27 protein-coding genes are annotated in these 26,393 nt (G+C 72.9%); 17 read left to right on the top strand and 10 right to left on the bottom strand.

Annotated elements, in window-relative coordinates:
• The first annotated feature begins 30 nt into the window (after positions 1-30).
• A complete protein-coding gene (locus J8403_RS05710; RefSeq protein ID WP_211122179.1) occupies positions 31-1,743 on the top strand; it encodes a sensor histidine kinase in 1,713 nt (570 codons plus the stop codon).
• 68 nt (positions 1,744-1,811) lie between these two features.
• Here the strand turns inward: J8403_RS05710 and J8403_RS05705 are convergent, their stop codons facing one another.
• Both J8403_RS05705 and J8403_RS05700 read right to left on the bottom strand, forming a co-directional pair.
• A complete protein-coding gene (locus tag J8403_RS05705) occupies positions 1,812-2,855 on the bottom strand; it encodes an Acg family FMN-binding oxidoreductase (protein WP_211122178.1) in 1,044 nt (347 codons plus the stop codon).
• Positions 2,856-2,950: 95 nt separating this feature from the next.
• The gene (locus J8403_RS05700; protein WP_211122177.1) at positions 2,951-3,646 is read right to left on the bottom strand and encodes a response regulator; all 696 of its coding nucleotides are present in this window, start codon (positions 3,644-3,646) and stop codon (positions 2,951-2,953) included.
• 147 nt (positions 3,647-3,793) lie between these two features.
• Here J8403_RS05700 and J8403_RS05695 point away from each other — a divergent pair, with 147 nt between their 5' ends.
• Positions 3,794-4,375 carry an Rv1733c family protein gene (locus J8403_RS05695; RefSeq protein ID WP_246585706.1) on the top strand — a complete coding sequence of 194 codons (582 nt, stop codon included), beginning with the start codon at positions 3,794-3,796 and terminating at the stop codon, positions 4,373-4,375.
• Between the two features lie 492 nt (positions 4,376-4,867).
• Here J8403_RS05695 and J8403_RS05690 read toward each other — a convergent pair whose 3' ends face one another.
• From J8403_RS05690 to J8403_RS05660, 7 genes are all read right to left on the bottom strand, one after another.
• Positions 4,868-5,500: a CBS domain-containing protein gene (locus J8403_RS05690; protein ID WP_425519749.1), complete on the bottom strand. Its 633-nt coding sequence runs from the start codon at positions 5,498-5,500 to the stop codon at positions 4,868-4,870.
• A 47-nt stretch (positions 5,501-5,547) separates the two neighbouring features.
• Positions 5,548-6,906, bottom strand: a complete 1,359-nt coding sequence (locus J8403_RS05685; RefSeq protein ID WP_211122175.1) for a nicotinate phosphoribosyltransferase — start codon at positions 6,904-6,906, stop codon at positions 5,548-5,550.
• A gap of 47 nt (positions 6,907-6,953) precedes the next feature.
• Positions 6,954-7,778 carry a universal stress protein gene (locus J8403_RS05680; RefSeq protein ID WP_211122174.1) on the bottom strand — a complete coding sequence of 275 codons (825 nt, stop codon included), beginning with the start codon at positions 7,776-7,778 and terminating at the stop codon, positions 6,954-6,956.
• A 17-nt stretch (positions 7,779-7,795) separates the two neighbouring features.
• On the bottom strand, positions 7,796-8,863 hold the full coding sequence (locus J8403_RS05675; protein ID WP_211122173.1) for an alcohol dehydrogenase catalytic domain-containing protein: 1,068 nt from the start codon (positions 8,861-8,863) through the stop codon (positions 7,796-7,798).
• 102 nt (positions 8,864-8,965) lie between these two features.
• On the bottom strand, positions 8,966-9,820 hold the full coding sequence (locus tag J8403_RS05670; protein WP_211122172.1) for a universal stress protein: 855 nt from the start codon (positions 9,818-9,820) through the stop codon (positions 8,966-8,968).
• Between the two features lie 688 nt (positions 9,821-10,508).
• Positions 10,509-11,411, bottom strand: coding sequence for a universal stress protein (locus J8403_RS05665; protein ID WP_211122171.1), 903 nt, complete (start codon positions 11,409-11,411; stop codon positions 10,509-10,511).
• On the bottom strand, positions 11,408-12,010 hold the full coding sequence (locus J8403_RS05660; protein WP_211122170.1) for a CBS domain-containing protein: 603 nt from the start codon (positions 12,008-12,010) through the stop codon (positions 11,408-11,410). Before J8403_RS05660 ends, J8403_RS05665 begins: the two co-directional genes overlap by 4 nt.
• Before the next feature lie 214 nt (positions 12,011-12,224).
• Here J8403_RS05660 and J8403_RS05655 point away from each other — a divergent pair, with 214 nt between their 5' ends.
• Together J8403_RS05655 and J8403_RS05650 are read left to right on the top strand one after the other, a co-directional pair.
• Positions 12,225-13,103: a universal stress protein gene (locus J8403_RS05655; protein ID WP_211122169.1), complete on the top strand. Its 879-nt coding sequence runs from the start codon at positions 12,225-12,227 to the stop codon at positions 13,101-13,103.
• Between the two features lie 99 nt (positions 13,104-13,202).
• Entirely contained in the window at positions 13,203-15,635 is a 2,433-nt protein-coding gene (locus J8403_RS05650) for a phosphoketolase family protein (protein ID WP_211122168.1), read from the top strand.
• A 35-nt stretch (positions 15,636-15,670) separates the two neighbouring features.
• Here J8403_RS05650 and J8403_RS05645 read toward each other — a convergent pair whose 3' ends face one another.
• Positions 15,671-16,942, bottom strand: a complete 1,272-nt coding sequence (locus J8403_RS05645; protein ID WP_211122167.1) for an FAD-binding protein — start codon at positions 16,940-16,942, stop codon at positions 15,671-15,673.
• A 247-nt stretch (positions 16,943-17,189) separates the two neighbouring features.
• Between J8403_RS05645 and J8403_RS05640 the strand changes: the two genes are divergently transcribed.
• The 13 genes from J8403_RS05640 to J8403_RS05580 all read left to right on the top strand — a co-directional run bounded on the left by J8403_RS05640 (position 17,190) and on the right by J8403_RS05580 (position 26,302).
• On the top strand, positions 17,190-18,044 hold the full coding sequence (locus J8403_RS05640; protein ID WP_211122166.1) for an MIP/aquaporin family protein: 855 nt from the start codon (positions 17,190-17,192) through the stop codon (positions 18,042-18,044).
• A gap of 38 nt (positions 18,045-18,082) precedes the next feature.
• Positions 18,083-19,600: a glycerol kinase GlpK gene (gene glpK / locus J8403_RS05635; RefSeq protein WP_211122165.1), complete on the top strand. Its 1,518-nt coding sequence runs from the start codon at positions 18,083-18,085 to the stop codon at positions 19,598-19,600.
• A 206-nt stretch (positions 19,601-19,806) separates the two neighbouring features.
• Entirely contained in the window at positions 19,807-20,952 is a 1,146-nt protein-coding gene (locus J8403_RS05630; protein ID WP_211122164.1) for a glutathione-independent formaldehyde dehydrogenase, read from the top strand.
• A 144-nt stretch (positions 20,953-21,096) separates the two neighbouring features.
• The gene (locus J8403_RS05625; RefSeq protein ID WP_211122163.1) at positions 21,097-21,612 is read left to right on the top strand and encodes a hypothetical protein; all 516 of its coding nucleotides are present in this window, start codon (positions 21,097-21,099) and stop codon (positions 21,610-21,612) included.
• Between the two features lie 5 nt (positions 21,613-21,617).
• The gene (locus J8403_RS05620; RefSeq protein ID WP_211122162.1) at positions 21,618-22,667 is read left to right on the top strand and encodes an SRPBCC family protein; all 1,050 of its coding nucleotides are present in this window, start codon (positions 21,618-21,620) and stop codon (positions 22,665-22,667) included.
• A 30-nt stretch (positions 22,668-22,697) separates the two neighbouring features.
• On the top strand, positions 22,698-23,150 hold the full coding sequence (gvpJ, locus tag J8403_RS05615; RefSeq protein WP_211122161.1) for a gas vesicle protein GvpJ: 453 nt from the start codon (positions 22,698-22,700) through the stop codon (positions 23,148-23,150).
• Complete coding sequence (locus tag J8403_RS05610) at positions 23,150-23,935, top strand: GvpL/GvpF family gas vesicle protein (RefSeq protein ID WP_211122160.1); 786 nt, start codon at positions 23,150-23,152, stop codon at positions 23,933-23,935. The genes gvpJ and J8403_RS05610 overlap by 1 nt, the downstream gene beginning before the upstream one ends.
• Before the next feature lie 2 nt (positions 23,936-23,937).
• Positions 23,938-24,189 (top strand): gas vesicle protein GvpG, encoded by a 252-nt coding sequence (locus J8403_RS05605; RefSeq protein WP_059146109.1) that lies wholly within the window; start codon positions 23,938-23,940, stop codon positions 24,187-24,189.
• A gap of 3 nt (positions 24,190-24,192) precedes the next feature.
• Positions 24,193-24,621 carry a gas vesicle protein GvpO gene (locus J8403_RS05600; protein WP_211122159.1) on the top strand — a complete coding sequence of 143 codons (429 nt, stop codon included), beginning with the start codon at positions 24,193-24,195 and terminating at the stop codon, positions 24,619-24,621.
• The gene (locus J8403_RS05595; protein ID WP_246585705.1) at positions 24,618-24,998 is read left to right on the top strand and encodes a gas vesicle protein; all 381 of its coding nucleotides are present in this window, start codon (positions 24,618-24,620) and stop codon (positions 24,996-24,998) included. Before J8403_RS05600 ends, J8403_RS05595 begins: the two co-directional genes overlap by 4 nt.
• A complete protein-coding gene (locus tag J8403_RS05590) occupies positions 24,995-25,804 on the top strand; it encodes a GvpL/GvpF family gas vesicle protein (RefSeq protein ID WP_211122158.1) in 810 nt (269 codons plus the stop codon). Before J8403_RS05595 ends, J8403_RS05590 begins: the two co-directional genes overlap by 4 nt.
• Positions 25,801-26,013 (top strand): gas vesicle protein, encoded by a 213-nt coding sequence (locus tag J8403_RS05585; RefSeq protein ID WP_211122157.1) that lies wholly within the window; start codon positions 25,801-25,803, stop codon positions 26,011-26,013. Before J8403_RS05590 ends, J8403_RS05585 begins: the two co-directional genes overlap by 4 nt.
• Positions 26,003-26,302, top strand: a complete 300-nt coding sequence (locus J8403_RS05580) for a gas vesicle protein K (RefSeq protein ID WP_014056821.1) — start codon at positions 26,003-26,005, stop codon at positions 26,300-26,302. Before J8403_RS05585 ends, J8403_RS05580 begins: the two co-directional genes overlap by 11 nt.
• Positions 26,303-26,393: the final 91 nt, after the last annotated feature.

Here is a 26,393-nt window from a genome sequence, read left to right as displayed (position 1 = left end):
CGCGGTGAGGCCGACGGAGGCACCGTGGGTATGGAGAGCGCGAGGAGTACGGAGTCCCTGCCCCAGCTGCGACTGGACGAGCTGCTGGAGGAGCTGCAGCTGCGCATCGACGGGGTGCGCGGCACCCAGGACCGGGTGCACAGCCTGCTGGAGGCCGTCCTGTCGGTGGGCCGGGAGCTGGATCTTTCCCATGTGCTGCGGAGGATCGTCGAGGCCGCGGTGGTGCTCGTGGACGCCGAATACGGCGCGCTCGGGGTGATCGGCGAGGATCAGCGGCTGGCCGAATTCCTGCCGGTGGGCATCGACAAGGACCGGACCGAGGCGATCGGGCATCTGCCGTCCGGCCACGGCCTCCTGGGAGAGCTGATCCGCCACCCCCAGCCGCTGCGGCTGGCCGAACTCTCGGAGCATCCGGCCTCCTACGGCTTTCCGCCGAACCATCCGCCGATGGGCTCCTTCCTCGGGGTGCCCATCCGGGTGCGCGACGAGGTCTTCGGCAACCTGTATCTCACCGAGAAGCGTGGCGGTAAGGAGTTCGACGGCGAGGACGAGACGGTGCTGTCCACCCTCGCCGTGGCCGCCGGAGTGGCCATCGAGAACGCCCGGCTGTACGAGGAGGCCCGGCACCGCCAGCGCTGGCTGGAGGCGAACGCCGAGGTCACCCACAGTCTGCTGTCCGGAGTGGACGAGACCCGGGTCCTGGAGCTGATCGTCGAGCACGCCCGCCGGATCCTCTCCGCCGATCTGGGCGTGCTGATGCTGCCGGTGGCCGGCACCGACGAACTGCAGGTCGCGCTGGCGGCGGGGACCGACGCCGAGGCCCACCGCGGTCTGGTGCTGCCGCGCCGGGGCACCTTCGGCGGTGCGGCCTTCACCGCCTCCGAGCCGGTGACCAGCACCGACGTCCAGAACGACCCGCGGATCACGGTCGGCCCGCAGCGCTGGGAGGGGCTCGGCCCGGCCGTCGCGGTGCCGATGCGGACGAGCGACGGCGTGGGCGGAGTGCTCTCGCTGGCCCGCATGGCGGACAGCCCCGCCTTCACCCAGATCGAGACCGACACCCTGCTGGGCTTCGCGGGCCAGGCGGCCATCGCGATGAAACTGGCCGAGCGGCGGCGCGACGCGGAGCAGCTCGCGCTGCTGGAGGACCGCGACCGGATCGCCCGCGATCTGCACGACCTGGCCATCCAGCGGCTCTTCGCCGCCGGGATGACGCTGCAGTCCACGCTGCGCTTCGTCCAGCACCCGGAGGGCTCCGAACGGCTGCTGCGGGTGGTGGACGACCTCGACGACACCATCAAGATCATCCGCTCGACGATCTTCGGGCTGCGCTCGCACGAGGCGGGCCCCGCCGTCCAGGGGCTGCGGGTCCGTACCGCCAAGACCATCGAGGAGGCCGTGCCCGCGCTCGGCTTCACCCCCTCCCTGCGCACCGAGGGCCTGGTCGACACCGATGTGCCGCGCACCGTCGCGGACGACATGGTCGCCGTCCTGGCCGAGGCGATGTCGAACATCGCCCGGCACGCGCGGGCCGACGCCGCCGAGATCTCGCTGGTCGTGGCGGCCGGGCGGCTGACCCTCATGGTCACGGACAACGGGAGGGGCATCCCCGAGGGCGGCCGTCGCAGCGGACTGCGGAACATGGCCGAGCGCGCCGAGAAGCTCGGCGGTGAGCTGGAGCTCGCCGAGCCGCCGGGCGGCGGCACCCGCCTGGTGTGGGACGTACCGCTGCCGGAGCGGTAGGCGTAGGCGGTGGGCCTGCCGTTGCGGTAGTGATGCGTGCGGTGGGCTTGCCGCCTGGTGGTGCCGCCTCAGCGGCCGCGGCCCCCGTCCAGGATCTCGGCCGCCCCGCCACGCGGAGTGGCCGGCCCGACCGGTCCGTAACCCAGCCGGATCAGCATCTGCACATGGCCCGGCGCCCGGTGGGCGTCGCCCAGCGACCACCGCAGATCCGACCACTCCAGCGCCTGGTGCAGCAGGGAGGCCCGGACCGTGTACGAGGTCGCCAGCAGCAGCACGTGTTCCAGCGCCTGCCCGGCCCGTAGCCAGTCGGTGCGCCGGTCCTGGTCCGTGGCCAGCACGGCGATGGCCGGATGGCTCTCGAACGCCGCGGCGGGTGAACCACCGCCCCGGCGGCCGTCCGGCCCCGGGCCGAGGTAGTCGCGCATCGGCAGCCGCCCGGTGACGTCCCGTGGCCCGAGGGCGGCCGCCGGGATGCCGTACGGCCCGGTCTCGCGGACCCATTCGCGGCTCTCGGCGAGCCGGCGCGGATCCCCCGAGATGCGCCGTTCCGCCTCGGCGGTCAGCCGCAGCAGCCGCGAGGTCTCCTCGGGGCCCGCCAGCCACAGCGTGGCCCCGTGTGCCCGCGCCGCCTCCGCCAGTTCGTACAGCACCCGGGGCGGCAGTCGGCGCCCGGAGAAGGGGGAGCGGCTGCTGTGCCGCCGCCAGATGACGTCGTACAGATCGTCGGGCGGGGCGCCGTGCGGGGCACCGTGCCGGCCGCCGTGGTGCGGGGCACCGTGCCCGGCGCCGTCGTGGGGCGACGCGGCCAGGCGCACCGTGGCCAGCAGATCGGGCTGCGACCGGTACGGCAGCAGCCGGACCACCGGGTCCCAGCCGAAGTGGGCCACGGCGACCCGCAGATTGAACACGGCGGCCCCGGCGGAGACGCTCAGCGCCCGGCCCATCGGATCGGCGTACCGCAGCGCCCGCTCGGGGGCGGCCCGGACCTCCAGCGTGACGGTGTCGGGGTTCAGCCGATAGCGCCACGGCTGGGTGTTGTGCATCGACGGGGCGGCCACGGCCGCGGAGATCAGCTTCTCCAGGATCGCCGCGTCGAGCATTGCGGGCTGCATGGGGTCTCCTCGCCGGTGGGCCGTCAGCGGTGGTGGGCGGTCAGGATCGGGGCGGTTGAGGGGTACGGACGGGTCTGTGCGGCTTCCGGGCCCGGTCATCCCGGATGGTCGTCGCCGGGTGACGGGGCCGAGTGGGTCGCCAGCACCGCCGCCTGGATACGGCGCTCCACGCCCAGCTTGGCCAGCAGCCGGGAGATGTGGTTCTTGACCGTCTTCTCGGACAGGAAGAGCCGCTTGCCGATCTGCCGGTTGGTGAGCCCGTCGCCGATCAGCACCAGGATTTCCCGCTCGCGCGGGGACAGCCCGGCCAGCACCTCGTCCCTGGGCTCCTGCGGGGCGGTGTCACCCCGCAGGGTGCTCATCAGCCGGGCGGTGGTGGCCGGGTCCAGCATCGACTGGCCGGAGGCCACGGTGCGCACCGCCGAGACCAGGTCCGACCCCTTGATCTGCTTGAGCACATAGCCCGCCGCCCCGGCCATGATCGCGTCCAGCAGGGCATCGTCGTCGTCGAACGAGGTCAGCATCAGACAGGCCAGGTCCGGCATCCGGGAGCGCAACTCGCGGCAGACCGTGATGCCGTCCCCGTCCGGCAGCCGGACGTCCAGGATGGCCACATCGGGCCGCAGCGCCGGGCCCCGGGCCAGCGCGTGGTCCACGGTTCCCGCGTCGCCGACCACCTCGATGTCCGGTTCGGCGTCCAGGAGATCGTGCAGTCCGCGCCGGACGACCTCGTGGTCGTCGAGTACGAACACCCTGATCGGTGTCGCCGGTGTCGCTCGTCTCTCGGTCATGGGCTCTCGCACTGTTCGTCCGCCGTCCGCCCTGCCCCCGGTGGGAATCGTGGCGCAGCAGGTCAGGGCGGTACCAGGGCCGAACGGGCCCTCAAGGGGGCTGCCCGGCCCTCGTCCCGCCCTCCCCGCGCGTGCGACGGTCGCGACATGGGCACGGAAGTGCGGGGGCGGCGGACATGGCGGTGGCGTCGCAACCCGCTCAGACGCCGCTCGGATGTGATCGAGGCGTGGGTCGTACTGGTCACCGGCCTGGTGATGGCGGTCGGCGGCCCGGCGGCGGGGGTGGCCGCGGGCACCGCCGTGGACACGTCGCTGCGGCAGGAGCGGGCGGACCGGCACCGGGTGCCGGCGGTCCTGAAGGAGGACGCGCCCGTCGCGCAGCCCGCGGGCGACGGGTCCACCACCGGCCAGGTGCGCGCGATCGTCCGGTGGACCGGCCCCGACGGCACCGTCCACACCGGCACGGCCCGGGTCCACGACGGCAGCAAGGCGGGCACCGCCACCGAGGTCTGGACCGACGACCGGGGCCGCCTGGTCCAGCGGCCGCCCACCCCCGAGCAGATCGCCACCCGCGCGGTGCTCGCCGGAACGTCGGCCGCGGCGGGCGTGGGCGCGATCTCGCTGGCCGGACGCGGTGTGGCGCGCTGGCGCCTGGACCGCGCCCGCACCCAGGAATGGGGCCGCGCCTGGGCCGAGGTCGGCCCCCGCTGGAGCCGCCACATCCGGTGAGGCGATGGCCGTGCCCGGCCGGTTTCGCGTTTGCCGCCGCTGGCCGCCGCAGCCGGGGCGCGCGCTCCCGAGAGGACCCCGGCGTGGCGGACCCGGCGGGGCTTTGGGCATCGCTTGATGAATCAGTTGCGCCAGATCAAGCAATTTTCGGAAGGGGGTGCCGGACCCCGCCGAACCGCGGTCCGGAGAGGCTCCGGACACCGAGCACGGAAGCCGTCACCGGCCCTGCCCCCACCGGCCCGGCGGTCGGCGGCGAGGCCCGCGCTCCCAGGCCTCCTGCCCCGCTGCTCAATGGCGCCGAAGGCGCGAAACGAAACCCGCACCCAACAACCGACCGGTGCCGTTGGACGTCCCGACCGGCAGTGGCAGTGGCAGTGGCAGTGGCAGTGGCAGTGGCAGTGGCGACTGCGGCAGCGGCTGTGGCGGCTGATCGAGCGCCGCCGCCGAGCCTGGGGCGGCGTGGGCCGGTAGGAGTGTCGCCGGGCCGAATCCCTACCGCCGCTGGGCCGTATGAGGCGCCGCCGTAAGTTGGTTGTCGAAGTCGACCACGCCCTCGATCGCCCGGATGAGACGGGCCGCCGCCGGGATGAGAACGGCCTCCTTGACCCGGCCGGTCAGGGTGACCACGCCCTCGTTCACGCTCACCCGGACCGTTTCCCCCGCGGCCGGGAAGAGATGGGCCACCACCTCGCGGCGCACCTCCTCCTCGATGTCGTCGTCCGGCCGCAGAAACACCTTCAGCAGGTCGGCGCGGCTGACGATGCCCTCCAGGCGGCCCTCCTCGTCCACCACCGGGAGCCGTTTGACCCGCTTATGGGTCATGATCCGCGCGGCCTCGGCGAGCGTCGCGCTCGCGTGGACGGTGATGGCGGGGGACGTCATCAGCTCATCCGCCGTCACCGCGCCCGCCTTGGCGACACCGGGGAGGTCGGGCAGCTGCGCCACCCGCGCCGGATCGCTGTCGCGGAACTCCTCCTTGGGCAGCAGATCCGCCTCCGAGACCACGCCGATGACCCGCCCCTCGCCCTCCAGCACCGGCAGGGCGCTCACCCGCCACTGCTCCAGCGTTCTGACGATCTCCTTGAACGGCGCTTCGCGGCCGACGGCGACGACGGTATGGGTCATCACATCGCTCACAATGTGCGCACTCCGGGGCACGGCATCCTCCTTGGTCACGCTGCCTGTCTTCCGCCCGCCTCGCCGCCGGCCGCCAGCCGGTGCGCGATGCGGTGGCGCACCCGCCCCGCGAGCCCGGCCAGCCCGGCGGAGGTGGCCGGCCGGGGCGGGACCGGGTGGCGGATCCGCCGGGCGTGCGGCGGCAGCCCCGCGAGTTCGGTGGCGAACCGCCGCCGCGCGCGGTCGAGGGTGTCGGGGGCTCCGGTGCGTCTGCCCTCCCGCATCACGGTCTCCAGCAGTGGCGCGCCGCCGCCCGGGGGAAGCTCGTCGCGTTCGCCGATCACATCGGCGTAGCCGGGGCGGCGCCAGACCTGCTTGGTCCCGGGGGCGGTGGCCTTGGCCGAGGACAGTTTCATCACCGGGGTCCCGTCGTAGGCGACCAGCTTGTACGCGGTGTCGAGGGCGGCGGCGTCGGCCGACACCCCCATCCGGGTGCCCACGGCGAAGACATCGATCGGCGCGCCCGAGTGGACCAGCTCCTCCAGGGCGTATTCGTCGAGCCCGCCGCTCGCCACGATCCGCACCTCGGGCAGCCCCGCCGCGTCGAGGATCGCCCGCGCCCGCACCGCCTGTTCGCCCAGGTCGCCGCTGTCCAGCCGGATCGCGCCACCGGGCCCGGATTCCAGCTCGCGCAGCACCCGGGCCGCGGTGGCCACCCCGGTCGCGGTGTCGTAGGTGTCCACCAGGAAGGTGACCGGTCCGGGATGGGTACGGGCGAACGCGCGGAACGCGGTCTCCTCGTCAGGGAACGCCTCGATGTACGCATGCGCCATCGTCCCGCTGGCCTCGATCCCGTACGCGGCGGCCGCCGCCACATTGCTGGTCGCCGTGAACCCGGTCATCGCGCTCAACCGCGCCGACTGCATCCCGGCCCCGGGGCCGTGGGTGCGGCGCAGCGAGAAGTCCACCACCGGGCGCCCCTCCGCGGCCAGCACGCACCGGGCCGCCTTGGAGGCGATGGTGGTCTGATGGCTCAGCTGTCCCATCAGATACGTCTCGACCAGCTGAGCCTGCGGCAGTGGCGCGGTCAGCTCCAGCAGCGGCTCCCCGGCCAGGACGATCCGCCCCTCGGGCACCGCCCGCACCTCGCCGTCGAAGCCGAGCCCCAGCAGGGGTTCCAGATCCTCGGACGGACGGTGCATCGCCTCGGCGAACGCCGCCACGTCCTCGGCCTCCACACGGAAGCCGGACAGAAAGTCCAGCGCCGGCTCCAGGCCCGCGGCGACCAGGAAGCCCCGCTCGGGCGGCACGTCGCGGGCGTAGAGGTCGAAGGTGGCCGGGCCGGTCATGCCCTCGCGCAGATACGACAGGGCCATCGTCGCCTCGTAGAGGTCGGTGGTCATCGCCTCCGACACGTCACTCCCGCCTCCCTTCGGACATCAGCTACACGTCCCTTCGGACATCAGCTGCACGGGACGACCGCCACCGGGCACGGCGCGTGGTGCACCGCCGCGTGGATCACCGAGCCCAGGTGGGGGACGGGGGCCGGCTCCGTCTCCTCGCGGCCCAGCACGAGCAGCCCGGAGCCCGGCGCGGTGTGCATCACCCCGAGGGCCGGGCGCTCGGAGGTGAGGGCCTCCGCCACCGGCACCCCGGGGTACTTCTCCCGCCAGGGGCGCAGCGCCGCGTCCAGCGCGTCCGCCGCCGCGGCTTCCTCCGCTTCCGGCGCGCCCGTGCCCGTACCCGCGCCCGCGTGTACGGCACGCAGGGCGCCGCCGCGCCGGGCGGCGGCGTCGAAGGCGAACCGCAGCGTCTCCTCGCTCGCCCCCCGCAGGCGCACCCCGACGGTCACATCGGCGGTCAGCGGCTGGTCGTCGGCGTGCACCATGACCACCGGCCGTTCCCCGTGCGCCAGCACATGGCGGCCGGTCGATCCGAGCAGGAAGCCACCGGGGGTGCCGCGGCCGCGCGAGCCGAGCACCAGCATCTCGGCGTCCCTGGCCGCGTCCAGCAGGGCGGGCACGGTCTCGCGCGGCACCAGCTCGGCCGAGACCCGCAGCCCCGGATGGGCGTCGCGCAACTCGCCCACCAGGTCGGTCAGGAAGCGCTGCGCCCAGTAGTTCAGATCGTCCTCGTGGGGGAGGGCCGGGGCCTCGGGCGACGGCGGGTTCCAGGCGTGGATCAGACGCAGCCGCAGATCCCGCAGCAGCGCCTCGCGGGCCGCCCAGTGTGCGGCCGGCGGGCTCTCGGCGAAACCGTCGACGCCGACGACGATGGGCGCTCTCATGCGCGTCACCTCCCCGCTCACGTCCCCCGGGCCACCAGCGGACGGGCGGCCTCGCCGATCGCGATCTTGATCGCGCCGGTGTCGGCCGCGCGGGCGAAGACGTCGTACGCCTCCTCCATCTGGTCCAGTTCGAAGAGATGGGTGATCAGCGCGGAGGCGGGCAGCCGCCCGGCGGCCAGCAGGGAGAGCAGGGTGGGGGTGGAGAAGGTGTCGACCAGCCCGGTGGTAATCGTCACGTTCTTGATCCACAGCTCTTCGAGATGCAGCGTCGCGGGCCGGGCGTGCACCCCGACATTGGCGATCCGGCCGCCGGGCCGCACCATCCGGGTGCAGGTCTCGAAGCTCCGCGGGCTCCCGACGGCCTCGATCACCACATCGGCGCCGAGCCCATCGGTGAGATCGCCGACCAGCCGCTCCGGATCCTCGGCGGAATCCGCCACCGCGTCGGCGCCGACCCGCTTGGCGGCGTCCAGCCGGGCCGGATCCGGATCGACGGAGATGATCCGGCCGGGCGAGAAGAAGTGCGCCGTGGCGATCGAGGCCAGCCCGACCGGCCCGGCGCCCACCACCACGACCGTATCGCCCGGCCCCACCCGGCCGTTGAGGACGCCCACCTCGTAGGCGGTGGGGAAGACATCCGCCAGCAGCACGGCGTCATGGCTCTCGGCCGACCCCGTCAGCGGATGGGTGGACAGATCGGCGAACGGCACCCGTACGTACTCGGCCTGGGTGCCGTCGATCATGCGCCCGAGGATCCAGCCCCCGCCGTCACGGCACTGTCCGTAGTTGCGCTCCCGGCAGAAGCGGCAGTGGCCGCAGGCCGAGATGCAGGAGAGCAGCACCCGGTCGCCGGGACGGACCCCGCGGACATCGGCACCGGTCTCGACGACCTCGCCGACCCCCTCGTGGCCGAGCACCCTGCCGGGGCTGACGTCCGGCAGCTCGCCGCGGAGGATATGCAGATCGGTGCCGCAGATGGTCGTGGTGCCGATCCGGACGATCGCGTCGGTGCTGGCTTCGAGTTCCGGGTCGGGCACCTCCTGCCAGGAGGACCGCTCCGGCCCGTGGAAGACGAGTGCTTTCATGGCCGTTTCCCTCTCCTGCGGTTGTTCGCCTTCGGCTTCCGCCGCGGTTCTCGGCCGTCTCGTCGCGCGGTGGGTGGTGAGGCGGCCGGGCTCCCCGAGGTCTCATCGCTGGGGCACGATCGCGACCGGGCAGGCGGCGTGGTGCGCCACCGCCTGGGTGACCGGTCCCAGCCGGGGGCCGAACCCCACCTGGCGCGGACCGCGGCCCACCACCATCAGCGCCGTCCCGGCCGCCGCGCCCACCAGCTGCCGGGCCGGGCTCTCCGACGCGATCTCCTCGAAGACCCGCACCTCGGAGTACTTGTCCCGCCACGGCGCCAGCACCTCGCCCAGCGCATGCTCGGACTCCTTGCGCGCGTCGCTCAGCCCCACGTCCACCACCCACGGGGCGTCGCCCCGGATGGCGGGGACCCGGCTGGCGTACACCGCCCGCAGCACACCGGCGCGGCGGGCCGCGGCGTCGAAGGCGAACTCCAGGATGTCGTCGCCCGGCTCGCCCGGCTCCACCCCGACCACCACATCGCCCTGCCGCTCCTCGTGCGCGTCCGCCCGCACCAGGACCACGGGGGTCACGGCGCGTGCGGCGAGCTCCAGGCCGACGGAGCCGAGGAAGAACCCGGCGACCGCGCCGATCGAGCGGGACCCCACCACCACCAGCTGGGCGCGCTCCGCCTCGGCCAGCAGAACGGGCGCGGGCCGCCCGGGGATCTGGTCGGTGAGGATCGCCATGTCCGGGTGGGCGGCGTCCAGCTCGGCCCGCGCCGAGTCCAGGGCGCGTTCGGCCCAGTAGTGCCAGCCGGCCTCCCGGCCCGGAGTCAGATCTTTCTGATCGGGGCCCGGCCACGCGTTCACCAGCCGCAGCGGCGCGTCGCGCGAACAGGCCTCGTGCGCCGCCCAGCCGGCGGCGGCCAGACTCTCGGGGGAACCGTCCAGTCCGACGGTGACGGGGCGCGCCATCGCTGTCTCCTTCCCGGCAGACCCGCTCGGCACCTCGGCCCGCCTCCGGGGCGTACGAGCCGCCGGCCGCCGGCCAGCGGTGCGACCGTCCGGCCGTGCTCGGTCACGCACGCGCGGCCGGATGGCTGACCGCGGCCCGTGCGCATGCCCTCACGGCAGCGGCGCTACGCCCCCTGGACACGGCCGCGGCCGGCGCTGGGAGGCGCCCAGCCCGAGGCGCGGCGCCGGGGGCGCCCACTTCTCGCGGGCCCTGATTGCGCGGTGCGCGGTACTCGTGCGTCCGCTTCTCCGCGTCTGCCGGATGCCCCCGGTGCCAATTCCAGCGGACCATGACCGGGCCCCCACCGACAGGGCCGACCGGTCCCGGGTAGGTCCCAGGGACCAGGTCATCCGGCCCTTTCCACCGCCCGGAAACAGCCCCGGGAACCCGGCCCGGGCCAACCTGCACACCCGGCGCGGTGGCCCGGCACCGCCGCTCGCCACGGTCGCCTGATGTGCCTGCCTGGCCCAGCCGCCCGGCCGCCCAGCCGGGCCGCCGACCCCGGTCGGCCCATTCGGTCGAGGCCGGAGTTGAGGACGGCCCGGGCCTCGCCCTGCTCCCACAGCTCCACGCGTCATCCGGCCTCCGCCGCCGGGGCCGTCGCCCGGCGGCGGAGGCCGCCGGGGTCCCGGTCCGCCCGGACCGGCGCTACTCCACCGGCACCAGCACCACCGGGCAGTGCGCATGGTGGAGGGCCGCGTGGGTGACCGGACCCAGTTGCATGCCGAGTCGGGGGGTTCGCCGGTGGACGGCGAGTACCAGCACGTCGGCCGCTCGTGACGCCTCCACCAGCGCCTGGGCGGGGGCGGTGTGGGTGGTGTGCTCGCGCACCCGGATCTGCCCGAACTCCTCGCGCAGGCCGGCCACCATGTCGTAGGCCACCGTCTGTTCCCGCTCGGCGCGCAGCGCCACCACCTCGCGTGCGGGCAGCGCGTGCTCGCCCGCGAAGACCCGGGGCCGCGGCCAGGCGTAGAGCACCCGCAGCCGGGCCCGGCGCCGCCTGGCCTCCTCGAAGGCGAACCGGGCCGCCGCCGCGTCCGCGCTGCTCTCCACCCCGACCAGGACCTTGCCGTGGCTCTCGAGCCCGTACGTCTTCGGTGGCCCGCCGCGTACCACCAGCAGCGGGCGCCGGGTGTGGGCGGCCAGCCGCAGCCCGACCGAGCCGAGCAGCAGTCCGGTGAAACCGCCCAGCCCCCGGGTGCCGATGACGATCAGCGCGGCGTCCCCGCCGATCCGCAACAGCTCGGGCACCGCGTCCTGCGCCGTCAGGGTGGGCACGATCCGCAGCTGCGGATCCTGCTCCTGGGCCCGCGACACGGCCAGCCGCAGCACGGTCCTGGCGATCTCCACCGCGGGCCGCCGCGGTTCGCTGTCCGGGTCGAAGGCGAGCGGGTCGGTCCGCGCCCACGGCCAGGCGTGCACGATCTCCAGCGTGGCGTGCCGGCGCCGCGCCTCGGCGACCGCCCCGTCCAGCGCGGCCCAGGCGCTGTCCGAGCCGTCCAGGCCCACCACCACCCGGCCGTCCCGCACCGGCTTGGCCGGGTGGATCATCGCCGCGCACCTCCCCGGCCGGCGGAGTCGTCGATGAGGTAGGTGAGCCGGTCGACCACGGCCACCACGCCGTCCACCTGTCCGGTCATCCGGACCGCGATGGGGATCTCGCTGTGCCGGTCCAGCCGGCCCTCCAGCCGTACGATCCCGTCGGTCACGGTGACCGCGACGGACTGCGGGCCCAGCCACAGCGAGCGGACCAGCACCTCGTCGATCACCTCGGCCCGGATCTCGTCGTCCGGGCGGAGGAAGACCCGCAGCAGATCCCGGCGGGTGACGATGCCGATCAGCCGTTCCTCCTCGTCCACGACGGGCAGCCGCTCGACGCGATGGCGGTCCATCGCGCGGGCCGCGTCCACGATGCTGTCCTGGGGGCGCACGGTGACCGCGGGCCGCGACATCAGCTGCCCGGCCGTCGGGGCGGGTTCGCTGAGATCGGTCCCAGTGATCATGCCGACCACCTTGTCGTCGTCGTCCACCACGGGCAGCCCGTTGAAGCGGTGCCGGGAGAGCAGCGCACCGACCTCGTCGAACGAGGTCATGGAGTTCACCCGGACGACGTCGTCGGTCATCACGTTGCCGATCTTGCGGTGCTTCATCCGTGCCTCCCCGGTCCGGTCCCAGCTTGGGACGGCGACCCGGCCCCCCTCTTGGGCTGCCCGGGGTCCGATGCGGACCGTTCGGCCCGCATGGGCACCCTGGGCCGAACGACCCCCGGCGGGGCCGAAACGCCCCTCGCGCCGGATCCCGCACGGCCGCGAGGGTGAAAGGCGCCGGCACAGTACGGCCGCCGCGCGGAAGGTGGTGGAAACGGTGGACCTCCCCCTCGTCGTGGGCGTCGACGGCTCCCACCACAGCCTTCAGGCCGTGGACTGGGCGGTGGACGCCGCGGCCCGGCACGCCGTGCCGCTGCGGCTGATCCACGCCTCGCTGTGGGAGCGGTACGAGGGCATCGCCCCCGCCGCCGACCCGGCGCGCCCCTGGGAGCTGATCAGGGACGAGGAGATCGCCGCCTCCGCCGCGGAGCGCGCCCGCCGGGGCGGACTCGAGGTGAAGGTCTGCGCCGAGGTCCTGCCGGAGGACCCGGTCGCCGCGCTGCTGCGGGCCGGCCGGGACGCCTCGGGCCTGGTCACCGGCTCCCGCGGGCGGGGCGAACTCGCCGCGCTGCTCCTCGGCTCGGTCAGCCTCGCGGTCGCCGCCCGCGCCTCGTGCCCGGTCACCGTCGTCCGCGGCGGCGAGCCCAACCGGCGCGGCGTCTTCGGCCGGATCGTGCTCGGCGTGGGCGAGACGACCGGACCCTCGGCCGCGACCCGGTTCGCCTTCCGCGAGGCCGAGGTGAGCGGCCGCACCCTGGAGGCCGTACGCGCCTGGCGCGCCCCGGCCGGTGAGGTGGCGGATGATCTGCTGCTGGCGGGGGACCCGGTACGTGCCCACTGGGCACGGGCGGAGCGGACGCTGGAGCACGCCCTGCGGGCCCCCGGACTGGACCACCCCGAGGTCACCGTCGACCGTGAGACGGTCGAGGGAACGGCCCGCAAGGCGCTCCTCCACGCGGCGGCGACCGCCGATCTGCTGGTCCTCGGCGCCCGGCGCGGCCACGGTCACGCCGTGGGACTGGAGCTCGGCCGCATCGCCCACGCGGCACTGCACCACGCGGCCTGCCCGGTGGTGATCGTGCCGGAGTGGGTCTGAACGGCCGACCGGCGGGCAGGGAACGCGACCGCAAGGCAAGGCAACCGGACACAGACACCACGAGGGCATCACCGGACACCACGAGGGAGAGAGAGGTCCATGCCAGACGCACCGACCACGACGGGCTCACCGGACAGCTCGACGGGCTCGCCGGACAGCGGGCTCGGCGACGACCGGATCCGCGCCCTGGACGCCCACTGGCGCGCCGCCAACTACCTCGCGGCGGGCCAGATCTATCTGCTGGCCAACCCGCTGCTGACCGAGCCGCTGCGCCCGGACCACATCAAGCCCCGGCTGCTGGGCCACTGGGGCACCTCACCCGGCCTCAACCTCGTCCACACCCACCTGAACCGCGTCATCAAGGACCGCGACCTGGACGCCATCTGTGTCTGGGGCCCCGGCCACGGCGGCCCCGCGGTGCTCGCCGGCTCCTGGCTGGACGGCAGCTACTCCGAGATCTATCCGGACGTCGGCCGGGACGCGGCGGGTATGGCCCGGCTCTTCCGGCAGTTCTCCTTCCCCGGCGGGGTGCCCAGCCATGTCGCCCCCGAGACCCCCGGCTCGATCCACGAGGGCGGCGAGCTCGGCTACTCCCTCGCCCACGCCTACGGGGCCGCGCTGGACAACCCCGGGCTGCTGGTGGCCTGCGTCATCGGCGACGGCGAGGCCGAGACCGGCCCGCTGGCCGGCTCCTGGCACGCGAACAAGTTCCTGGACCCCGTCCACGACGGGGCCGTACTGCCGATCCTCCACCTCAACGGATACAAGATCGCCAATCCCACGGTGTTCGCCCGGCTGCCGCGGCCCGAACTCGACGAGCTGCTGCGCGGGTACGGCCATGAGCCGATTCACGTCGCCGGGGACGAACCGCTCGACGTGCACCGAGCCATGGCGGACGCCCTGGACGAGGCCCTGGACCGGATCGCCCTGCTCCAGCGCGCCGCCCGCGAGGAGCAGACCGCCCGCGAGGACGGCCGCGTCGAGCGGCCGCGCTGGCCGGTGATCGTGCTCCGTACGCCCAAGGGCTGGACCGGGCCCGAGGTGGTCGACGGGCTCCCCGTGGAGGGCACCTGGCGCGCCCATCAGGTCCCCCTGCCGGGCGTCCGGGAGAACCCGGAGCATCTGCGGCAGCTGGAGCGCTGGCTGCGTTCGTACCGCCCCGAGGAGCTCTTCGACGCCGACGGGCGGCCCCGGCCGCGGCTCCTGGCCGAGGTCCCGCAGGGCGACCGCCGCCTGGGCGCCAATCCGCACGCCAACGGCGGGCTGCTGCTGCGCTCGCTGCCCCTGCCCGACCTGGAGCGGTACGCGGTCCCCGTGGACAAGCCCGGTGCGGCCCTGCACGAGCCGACCCGGGTCCTCGGCGGGCTGCTGGAGAGGGTCATGGCGGACACCGGCGCCCGCCGCGACTTCAGGGTGGTCGGCCCCGACGAGACCGCCTCCAACCGGCTGGAGGGCCTCTTCCGCACCACCGGCAAGGCGTGGCAGGAGGCCGTCCTGCCCACCGATGAGCACCTCAGCCGGGGCGGCCGGGTCATGGAGGTCCTCTCCGAGCACCTCTGCCAGGGCTGGCTGGAGGGCTACCTGCTGACCGGGCGGCACGGCCTCTTCTCCTGCTACGAGGCGTTCGTGCACATCGTCGACTCCATGGTCAACCAGCACATCAAATGGCTGAAGGTGTCCCGCTCACTGCCGTGGCGGCGCCCCGTGGCCTCGCTCAACTATCTGCTGACCTCGCACGTGTGGCGCCAGGACCACAACGGCTTCTCGCACCAGGACCCCGGTTTCGTCGACCATGTGCTCAACAAGAGCCCCGAAGTGGTGCGGGTCTATCTGCCGCCGGACGCCAACACCCTGCTCAGCGTGGCCGACCACGTCCTGCGCACCCGCGACTACGTCAATGTCGTCGTCGCGGGCAAACAGCCCTGCTTCGACTGGCTCGATCTCGACCAGGCGCGCGCCCACTGCGCCCGCGGCGCCGGGACCTGGGACTGGGCCGGTACCGAGAACGGCGCGGGGGAGCCGGACGTGGTGCTGGCCGGCGCGGGTGACGTGCCCACCCAGGAGGTCGTCGCGGCCGCCGGAATCCTCCGCCGCCATCTGCCCGATGTGGCCGTGCGGGTGGTCAATGTCGTCGACATGACCCGGCTGCTGCCGAAGGAGGAGCATCCGCACGGGATGCCGGACCATGAGTTCGACGCCCTGTTCACCCGCGACCGGCCGGTCATCTTCGCCTACCACGGGTATCCGTGGCTGGTGCACCGGCTGTCCTACCGCCGGGCCGTCCACCCGCATCTGCATGTGCGCGGCTACAAGGAGATGGGCACCACGACCACGCCGTTCGACATGGTGGTCCGCAACGACCTGGACCGCTACCGGCTGGTGATGGACGTCATCGACCGGACCCCGGGGCTCGCGGCGCGCGCCGTGGCCGTACGGCAGCGGATGCAGGACGCCCGCACCCGCCACCACGCCTGGATCCGCGAGCACGGCACCGATATGCCCGAGGTCGCCGAATGGTCCTGGACCGGCTGAGGACCGGCCCGGACGCTCTCACACGGTCGACGGGCTCACCCGGTGGGGAAGTAGCCGTCCAGATAGGCGTTGCGGAACTTCCCCGCCGGGTCGTGCTCGGCCAGCAGCCGCGCGAAGTCGGCGGCCCGGTCGTACGAGGCGAGGACCCGCTCGGGGGCGGCCGTCGTCAGCTTGCCCCAGTGCGGCCGCGCCCCCAGCGGCAGCAGCGCCTCCTCCATCGCGGCCACCACCTCGATCACCGCCTCGTGGTCGGGGACCCAGGTGAAGTGGAAGGCCACGCTGTCCCGGCCGTACGCGGGGCTCAGCCACAGCTCGTCCGCGGCGACCGTACGGACCTCGGACACCTGCACCACGGGCGCGATCCGGTCGCCGAGGCCGCGCAGCGCGGCGAACGCCGCCGAGGCGGCCTCGCGCGGCAGCAGCAGCTCCGACTGCAGCTCATCGCCGTTGCTGGGGGTGAAGTCCGGGCGGAAGTGCGGCAGCCGCTCATGCCACGGCCCCGGTGCGCCCAGCTGTTCGGTGCAGTGCAGCGGCGGCATCGCGGGCACCGGGTGGTGGTGGCGGTCGGCCGGGACGGCCCCCAGCCACGGCTGCCCGGGCTCCGGGGGATCGGGCAGATCGGTGCGGCACTTCAGCCACACCACCCCCTCGCCCGAGTGCCAGTCGGTGAAGACGCTGACGCTGTAGGCGGCGCCGAAGATCTCCTCGAAGCTGTCGTCCAGCCGGTCCAGCGGAAGCCCGGTCCACAGCCACTGGGCCACCTCGTAGGTGGGCTCGATGTCCAGCGTCATGGCGGTGACGACGCCCAGTCCGCCGAGCCCGACCACGGCCCCGTTCAGCCGGTCCCGGTCCTGGTCCCGGCTGATCCGGGTCACCTCGCCGTCGGGGCCGACGATCTCCAGCCCGGCGACCGCCGCCGCCAGGCACCGCTGGGCGCTCCCCGAGCCATGGGTGGCGGTGGCACAGGCCCCCGCGACCGTGATGTGCGGCAGCGAGGCGAGATTGGCCAGGGCCAGGCCCTCCGTGTGCAGGGCCTGGGCCACATGGGCGTAGCGCATACCGGCCGCGATGGTCGCGGTGCGCTTTTCGGCGTCGATCTCCACCCGGTGCGGCAGCCGGTCCAGGTTCACCAGATCGCCCTCGGTGTCGGCGATGCGGTTGAAGGAGTGGCCCGTGCCGAGCACCCGCACCCGGTCGGCGGAGCCGACGATCCGCCGCAGCTCGTCGACGGTGTCCGGGTGGTGCAGCCGGGCGGCGGAGAACGTGATGTTTCCGGCCCAGTTGGTCGGGGCGTGGGTGGTCGGCATCCGTGTCGTCCTGTTTCCGCTGGAGGGCGATGGGTGATGGTGTCCTGACCTTGGTACAGGGCCGCACCCTGATCCGTACAGACCGGGTTTCGCCGTCCATGGCCCGTCCATGACCCGTCGATGATTCGCTTCCCCGCCCCGCCCCGCCCCGCCCCGCCCCGCCCCCCCGGCCCGCCCCCGACCCGTCCATGCCCCGGACGGCCCAGCAGGACGGGCCGCCGTGCCGCCGCGCGCCCAGGATGGGCGCATGACCGACCAGAAGGCTGCTCCGGAGGTGAACCGTCCGAGGTCGGCACTGGTCGGCGAGCTCTGCGCGGAGTTCGCGGGCACCATGGTGCTGATCCTCTTCGGCTGCGGCGTCGTGGCCCAGGTCGTGGCCGGTGGCGCCCTCACCAAGCCCCCGGGCGCTCTCGGCGACCACGACTCCATCGCCTGGTCCTGGGGCCTGGGCGTCACCCTCGGCGTGTATGTGGCGGCGCGGCTCAGCGGGGCCCATATCAACCCGGCGGTCACCGTCTCGCTGGCGGCCTTCAAGGGCTTCCCCTGGAGCAAGGTCCTGCCGTACGTGGGGGCCCAGACCCTCGGCGCGTTCGTCGGGGCCCTGCTGGTGCGCTGGAACTACACCGAGGTGCTGGGCCACGCCGACCCGGGGCACACCTTCAAGACCCAGTTCGTCTTCTCCACCCTCCCCGGCAACGGCGTCCTCCCGGTCAGCGAATGGGGCGCGCTGCGCGACCAGATCATCGGCACCGCGATCCTGGTGCTGCTGATCTTCGCCGTCACCGATCTGCTGAACTCGGCCCCCAAGGCCAATCTGGGGCCGTTCATCATCGGCCTGATCGTGGTCGCGATCGGCATGGCATGGGGCGCCGACGCGGGGTACGCCATCAACCCGGCCCGCGACTTCGGCCCCCGGCTCGCCAGCTACATCACCGGCTATGACAGCGCCTGGCGGGACCAGTTCGGGAACATCTACTTCTGGGTGCCGATCGTGGGCCCGCTGGTCGGAGGGCTGATCGGCGCCGCCCTCTACAAGGTCCTGATCACTCGCTACCTCCCGGTGGCCGAACCGGAGGTGGGCCGCACCCTCGCCCCCGAATAGCCGATCCGGGCCGGACCCCACCCACGAGAGGCGGCACCATGCCGGAATTCGTCGGTGCGGTGGACCAGGGGACCACCAGCACCCGCTTCATGATCTTCAACCACGACGGCGACGAGGTGGCTCGGTACCAGCTCGAGCACCGCCAGATCCTGCCGCGTGCCGGGTGGGTCGAGCACGATCCGGTGGAGATCTACGAGCGCACCAACTCCGTGATGCAGAACGCCCTGCGCACGGGCGGCCTCTCGCCCGACGACCTGGCCGCGATCGGCCTCACCAATCAGCGCGAGACCACGGTGATCTGGGATCCGCGCAACGGCCGCCCGTACTACAACGCCATCGTCTGGCAGGACACCCGCACCGACACCATCGCCGCCGCCCTGGAACGGGACGGCCGTGGGGAGATCATCCGCCGCAAGGCCGGGCTGCCGCCCGCCACCTACTTCTCCGGCGGCAAGATCAAATGGATTCTGGAGAACGTCGAGGGCGTCCGCGAGGCCGCCGAGCGCGGCCACGCCCTCTTCGGCAACACCGACGCCTGGGTGCTGTGGAACCTCACCGGCGGCCCCGGCGCCGGCATCCACGCCACCGATGTCACCAACGCCAGCCGCACCATGCTGATGAACCTGGAGACGCTGGACTGGGACGACGAACTGCTGGAGATCTTCGGCATTCCGCGCGCGATGCTGCCGACGATCAACCCCTCCTCCCACCCCGAGGCGTTCGGCCAGGCCCGCACCTCCCGCCCGCTGCGCACCGCCACCCCCATCACCGGCGTCCTCGGCGACCAGCAGGCGGCCACGGTCGGCCAGGTCTGCTTCGCCCCCGGCGAGGCCAAGAACACCTACGGCACCGGTAACTTCCTGCTGCTCAACACCGGGACGGAGCTGATCCGCTCGACCAGCGGGCTGCTCACGACCGTGGCGTTCCAGTTCGGCGACAGCCCTCCCGTCTACGCCCTGGAGGGCTCGATCGCCGTCACCGGCTCGGCCGTCCAGTGGCTGCGCGACCAGATGAAGATGATCGACGACGCCCCCGGGAGCGAGCGGCTCGCCCGCACCGTGGAGGACAACGGCGGGGTGTACTTCGTGCCCGCCTTCTCCGGGCTCTTCGCCCCGTACTGGCGCTCCGACGCCCGGGGCGCGATCGTCGGCCTCACCCGCTACAACACCAATGGCCATATCGCCCGGGCCACCCTGGAGGCCATCTGCTACCAGAGCCGGGACGTGGTCGAGGCCATGGAGCGGGACGCCGACATCCACCTGGACGTCCTGCGGGTGGACGGCGGGGTCACCGACAACGAGCTGTGCATGCAGATCCAGGCCGATGTGCTGGGCGTACCGGTCAGCCGCCCCGTCATCGCCGAGACCACCGCCCTGGGCGCCGCCTACGCCGCGGGGCTGGCCACCGGATTCTGGCGGGACACCGATGAGCTGCGCTCCCACTGGAGCGAGTCCAGGCGGTGGGAGCCCCAGTGGGACAAGAAGGCCAGGGAGGAGGGCTACACGGGCTGGAAGAAGGCCGTCCAGCGCACCCTGGACTGGATCACGGTCGAGTAGGCCCTGCATCACGGTCGAGACGGCCCTGGATCACGGTCGCGTACGCCCGGCAGGGCCCGGGGCCGGGTGGCCGCGCCGGGACCCGGTTGCGCCGGGCGTCCGACGGCGTTTCGCTGGAAGTACCCGGTGGTGGCCGAGACCCCCTGGGACCGTGCCGTTTCCGCCACCACCGCCGCTCGTCAGCATCCGACGCGGAGGTGATCCAGGTGAAAGCCGTCGTCTACGAGAAGCCCTATGCGGTGACGGTGAGGGACGTCGACGATCCTCGGATCGAGCATCCGAACGATGTGATCGTGCGCGTCACGTCCAGCGCGATCTGCGGCTCCGACCTGCATATGTACGAGGGCCGTACGGCGGCCGAGCCCGGCATCGTCTTCGGTCACGAGAACCTCGGCGTCATCGAGGAGACCGGCCCCGGCGTCGTCACGCTGTCCAAGGGCGACCGCGTCGTCATGCCGTTCAATGTGGCCTGCGGATTCTGCAAGAACTGCCTCGCGGGCGACACCGGCTTCTGTCTCACCGTCAACCCCGGTTTCGCGGGCGGTGCCTACGGCTATGTGGCGATGGGCCCCTACACGGGAGGCCAGGCCGAGCGGCTGCGGGTGCCCTTCGCCGACTTCAACTGCCTGAAGCTGCCCCCGGGCGAGGAGTTCGAGACCGACTTCGTCCTGCTCGCCGACATCTTCCCGACCGGCTATCACGGCTGTGAGCTGGCCGAGGTCTCCCCGGGCGAGAGCGTGGCCGTCTACGGCGCGGGCCCGGTGGGGCTGATGGCCGCCTACTCCGCGCTGCTGCGCGGCGCCGCCAAGGTGTTCGTGGTCGACCGGGTCCCCGAGCGGCTGGCCAAGGCCGAGGAGATCGGCGCCATCCCCATCGATTTCAGCAAGGACGACCCGGTGCGGCAGATCAAGGACCGCACCGGCGGCGAGGGCACCGACAAGGGCATCGACGCGGTGGGCTACCAGGCCCAGGGGCGCGAGGCCGGCCATGAGGAGCCCGCGGTGGTGCTCAACTCGCTGGTCGACACGGTGCGGCCGACCGGACGGCTCGGCGTGCCGGGGCTGTACGTCCCCTCCGACCCCGGCGCCCCCGACGAGCACGCCAAACGCGGTCAGCTGCTGGTCTCCATCGGCCGGATGTTCGAGAAGGGCCAGCGCATGGGCACGGGCCAGTGCAATGTCAAGCGCTACAACCGCCAGCTGCGCGACCTGATCATCGCGGGCCGGGCCAGGCCCAGCTTCGTGGTCTCGCATGAACTCCCGCTGGACCAGGCCCCGCAGGCGTACGAGAAGTTCGACAAGCGAGTGGAGGGCTACACCAAGGTGGTGCTGCATCCGGCGCTCGCGGCCTGACGGCCCCTCGGCCGCGACCCAACCCCTCAGTGACCCAGAAAGATCCATATGATCCAAAAGGTCACTGAATAGGGTGAAATGCACCATACTTGGTTATGTGTACGCGAACGGCTGTCTCGTTCGGCTCCGGGAGGAGGAGCGATCATGAAGAACTGCCGGGTGGCGCTGGCCTTCGTCAGCGGCTATCTCTTCGGGCGCGGCCATAGGGGGACCCTGGTCCTCGGCCTCGCCGGTCTCGCCGCGGGCAAGCGCCTCAGCTCCGGTATCAGCCCACCGGGCGCCCAGCAGCTGAAGTCCTCCGAGTTCGGAAAGCTCGGCCAGGAGATCGGCGGTCGTCTCGTCACCGCGGGCCGGGAGGCGGCCATGTCGGCGGCCAGTAGGCGCATGGACGCCCTGAGCGACCGGCTGGAGCAGCGCGCCTCGACCCTGCGCACCGGCGGTGCGGAGGGCCAGGAGCCGGCGGCCCGGGAGCACGAGAAGCCGGGCGGGCACGAGGAGCACGAGGAGCGCGAGGAGCGCGAGCGTGGAGGCGCCGCACGGTCCCGCGAAGGCGAGCCGCGCGAGCGCACCGGCAAGCAGCAGCGCAAGCCGGCCGACCGTCCGGCACAGGCCAGGAAGCGGACCGGTTCCGAAGGGCCCGCGCGGCGAAGCCAGAGGTGAGGGCGATGGCTGAGGAAACCCCCAAGGGACGGACCGATGGGCGCGGAGCGCTCTCCAAGGACCTGCCCACCGACCGTCTGGTGAAGGAAGCGCAGGGCCTGCTGGCGGCGCTGGGTGAACGGGCCCTGGAGTCGGTCACCCACCTGGGCAAGAACCCCGGGACGGCCTCGCTGGGACCGCTGAAGGGCGGGCTGGAGCAGGTCAAGGAAAAGGTCGTCGACACGGCCAAGGACCAGGTCAAGGATCAAGTCAAGGGCCAGGTCAAGGAGAAGGTCGTCGACAAGGTCAAGAGCGTGATCCCGGGCCTGGGCGGCGGTGGCGACAGCGACGGTGGCGGCAAGGGCGGCAAGAAGCTCAAGGTCACCAACATCGTCGAGCAGATAGACGTGGGCGCCCCCCTCTCCCTCACCTACAACCTCTGGACGGAGTGGGAGAACTTCCCCTCGTACATGAAGAAGGTCGAGGCCGTCCAGAACGAGGACGAGGACGGGGTCGGGATCGAGTCCGAGTGGAAGGCCCAGGTCTTCTGGTCGCACCGCAAGTGGCGGGCCGAGGTCATCGAGCAGGTGCCCGACAAGCGGATCATCTGGAAGTCCAGGGCCGACAAGGGCCATGTGGACGGCACGATCACCTTCCATGAGCTGGCCCCCGAGCTCACCCGGATCCTGTTCGTCCTGGAGTACTGGCCGCAGGGCTTCATGGAGCGCACCGGCAACCTCTGGCGCGCCCAGGGCCGCCGGATGCGGCTGGAGATGAAGCACTTCCGCCGTCATCTCATGCGCGAGGTGCTGCTCAACCCCGACGAGATCGTGGGCTGGCGCGGTGTGGTGCGCGACGGCGAGATCGTGGAGGAGGACGACCGGGAGGGGCGGGAGTCCGAGGAGGAAGAGCCCGAGGAGGGCGAGGAAGGCGAGGAAGGCGAGGAGCGCGACGAGTACGACGAGGAGGAAGAGCCCGAGGAGCCCGAGGACTACGAGGACGAGGAGCCCCGGGACGCCGACGAGGAGGAGTACGAGGAGGACGAGGAGCCCGTACGGCGCCGCGAGCGACGCTGACGGATCCCGCCCCGGGAACGGGTGAGCGCGGTGACCGTAGCACGCCAGCAGCAGAGCCAGTATCTGGACCGGGCGAGTTCCAGCGCCCTGGTCGACGTGGTCGACCTGATCCTGGACAAGGGCCTGGTCATCGATGTGTATGTGCGGGTGTCCCTGGTGGGCATCGAGCTCCTGACCATCGACGCCCGGATCGTCGTCGCCAGCGTGGATACGTATCTGCGGTTCGCGGAGGCGACCAACCGACTCGACCTCGCCCGCAGCGGCACCGAGACCCACGGCCTGCCCGGCCTCATGGACGACCTCCGGGAGGGCGGCGGCAAGAAGAAGACCAAGGGCGCCCTGGAAGGCGTCAAGGAATCGGTCTCGGATCTGCTGGGGGACGATGCCGACGATGCCGACGAGGACCGGGAGCCCGAGCCCGAGGAGCGGCGCAGGCCCCGGCGCACGAGAGGTTCCACCAGCCACAGGGAGCGCGAGCGGTGATGGCCGAGGACGGACGTGCCTGCTATGTCTACGGGGTCGTCACGGACGACCGGAGCGATGAGTCGGTCAAGGACCTCCCCGCCGTCGGGGATCCGGAGGCCCCGGTGACCCTGGTCCGCCATCGTGGCCAGGCCGCGGTGGTCAGCGAGGTGCCCATCGGCAAGCCGCTGGGCACCCCCGAGGATCTGCGGACCCACGCCAGGGTGCTGGACAGCCTGGCCGAGCAGGGCCCACCGGTGCTGCCGTTCCGCTTCGGCACCGTCGTGCGCGACACCGCGGCGGTGACCGACGAGCTGCTGGCCGAGGGGCATGACGACTTCGCCCGCGGCCTGGACCGGCTCCGCGGCCGCTCGCAGCTCACCGTGCGGGCCCGGTACGAACAGGACGCGGTCCTGCGCGAGGTGGTGACCGAACAGCCCGAGGCCAGACGGCTCCGCGAGGAGCTGCGGATGCTGCCGGAGGAGGAGGGGTACGAGCAGCGGATCCAGCTCGGCCGGCTCGTGATGGACACCATCGACGCGAAGCGGAGCGTGGACGCGCTGGAGCTCGACCGGCGGCTGGGGCCGTACGCGCTGGCCTCGGTGTCGCAGGAGGCGGCGTCCAGCGAAGGGCTGGTCAACGCCTCGTTCCTGGTGGAGGACGCGAAGCGGCAGGCGTTCGAGGAGGCGGCCGAAGAGCTCGCCGAGCACTGGCACGGTCGGGTCCGGATGCGTCTGCTCGGCCCGCTGGCGCCGTACGACTTCGTGGCCGACGCACTGCTCGAAGGAGAGGAAGGCGACGAGTAGCCATGGGACTGTTCACCGGCCTGGCCACACTGCCGCTGGCCCCGGTGCGAGGTGTCGTCTGGGTCGCCGAGCGGCTCCATGACGAGGCCCATCGGCAGCTGTACGACCCCGAGGTGATCAAGCAACGGCTGGAAGAGGTCGCGGAGGCCCGGGAGAGCGGAGAGCTCACCGAGGAGGAGGCGGCCCGCGAGGAGGACGAGCTGGTCCGCAGGCTGATGTCCCAGGGGCCGCCCGGCGGGGGCATGGAGGTGTGAGCCGTGCCCCCCGAAGAACGGCCTCGCGAGGAACGCCGCCGCGAGGAGCGCCGCCGCGAGGAGCGCCACCACGAGGAGCGCCACCACGAGGAGCGGCCGCGCACCCGGCCCCGTGAGGAACGGGACCGGCATGCGCAGGGCCAGGAGCGGGAGCGGTCCCGGCCCCGCCGCCCCGCCCTGGACGCCCGCGACGCCGCGCGGAGTGCGGCGCGCCATGTGGAGGGGCTGACCGGGCGGGCCGCGGAGGGCGTCACCTCGCTGGAGCGCGGGGAGGACGGCTGGGTCATCGGCATCGAGGTCGTCGAGACCCACCGGATACCGGACTCCACCGACATCCTCGCCGAGTACCAGGTCGAGCTGGACGACCACGGCGAACTCGCCTCCTACCGCCGCACCGAGCGCTACTACCGGGGCAGGGGGGAGAACACATGAACCAGAGCTCCGACTGGAACGCGCCGGTCCGGCGCACCGGCGGCGCGCCCGAACCGGCCCGCCGCGGATCCGAACCCTCCAGCCTGGCCGACATCCTGGAGCGGGTGCTCGACAAGGGCATCGTCATCGCCGGTGACATCCAGATCAATCTGCTGGACATCGAACTGCTGACGATCAAGATCCGGCTGCTGGTCGCCTCCGTGGACCGGGCCAAGGAGATGGGCATCGACTGGTGGGAGCACGACCCCACGCTCTCCTCCGGCGCCCGGGACGTCCTGGAGGAGAACGAGCGGCTGCGGCGGCGCGTCGACGCGCTGGAGGAAGGCCGCGGCGCGCGCGAGGTGGACCGCGGCGCGGAGCGGGAGGACGAACGGTGACCGATTCCCTCGCCGTCTGGCTGTACGCGGTGATGGCCGCCCCGGAGGACGGCGCCCCGCCACCGGGGCTCACCGGTGTGGCGGACGAGCCGGTGCGCCTGGTGGAGGAGGCGGGGCTGGCCGCCGTGGTGGGCTCCGTACCGCTGGAGGATTTCAGCGAGGACGCGCTGCGCGGCCATCTGGAGGACCTGGAGTGGCTGGAGCGCACGGCCCGCGCCCACCACCGGGTGATCAACGGCGTGGCCCGCCAGGGCCAGGTCATCCCGCTGCGCTTCGCCACGCTCTACCACGACGACGACCGGGTCCGCGCGATGCTCCAGGAGCGCCGGGAGGACCTCACGGCCACGCTGCGGCGGGTGGCGGACCGCACCGAGTGGGGCGTCAAGGCGTATGTCGACCCCCGGTCCTTCCTGCCCGACCCGGACGAGCCCGCCGGCGGAGAGGACAGCCCCGGAACCGCCTATCTGCTGCGTCGGCGGGCCCAGCGGCAGGACCAGGAGACCGCGCATCTGCGGGCGACCGAGCGCGCGGAGGGGATCCACGCCTCCCTCGCCGCGCTGGCGGTGGCGACGGCCGCCCATCCGCCGCAGGACACCGCGCTGGCCGCGTACGAGGGATGGATGGTGCTGAACAACTCCTATCTGGTGCCCGACGGCCTCACCGAGGAGTTCACCGCCCTGGTGATCACCCTGGGGGAGCGCTACCCCGGCGTCACCCTGGAGGTCAGCGGCCCCTGGCCGCCGTACTCCTTCACCGCTCCGCCGAAGGCCGAAGGCCAGGCCCGGCCGGAGGAGGCGGCGTCGTGACCCGTGCGATCGAGCGCAGGGAGGTGGCCCTGGTCGACCTGCTCGACCGGGTGCTCGCCGGAGGCGTGGTGATCGCCGGGGAGATCACCCTGACCATCGCCGACATCGACCTGGTGCGGATCTCCCTGCGCGCCCTGATCGCCTCCGTACGGGTCGAGAACGAGGAGGAGGAACGAGGAGGAAGGGAGGGGACCCGCCATGACGGATGACCGCGCTCCCCGCCCTGGCCGGCGGATCGAAGTGGACGAGGAGTCGGTCCGCAAGAGCCTGGCCGGGCTGGTGCTCACCATCGTCGAGCTGTTGCGGCAGCTCATGGAGCGGCAGGCGCTGCGCCGCGTCGAACAGGGCGGCATCAGCGATGAACAGATAGAGAAGCTCGGGCTGACGCTGATGGCCCTGGAACAGAACATGGCCGAGCTGCGGGAGCACTTCGGGCTGACCGAGGACGACCTCAACCTGGACCTGGGCCCGCTGGGCCCCCTGCTGCCCCGCGACTGACCGGACGCCGCGACCGGCCCCGGCCACCCCAGGCCCCTGACCTGGGGGTCCGGCGCCGATGGGCGAGACACCCCGGCCGGGCGCGGCACCC

It is taken from the genome of Streptomyces yatensis, from assembly GCF_018069625.1.
GTDB classification, from domain to species: Bacteria; Actinomycetota; Actinomycetes; order Streptomycetales; family Streptomycetaceae; genus Streptomyces; species Streptomyces yatensis.
The sequence above is the reverse complement of the archived record's forward strand: the minus strand, read 5'-3'. Positions and strand labels throughout refer to the sequence as shown.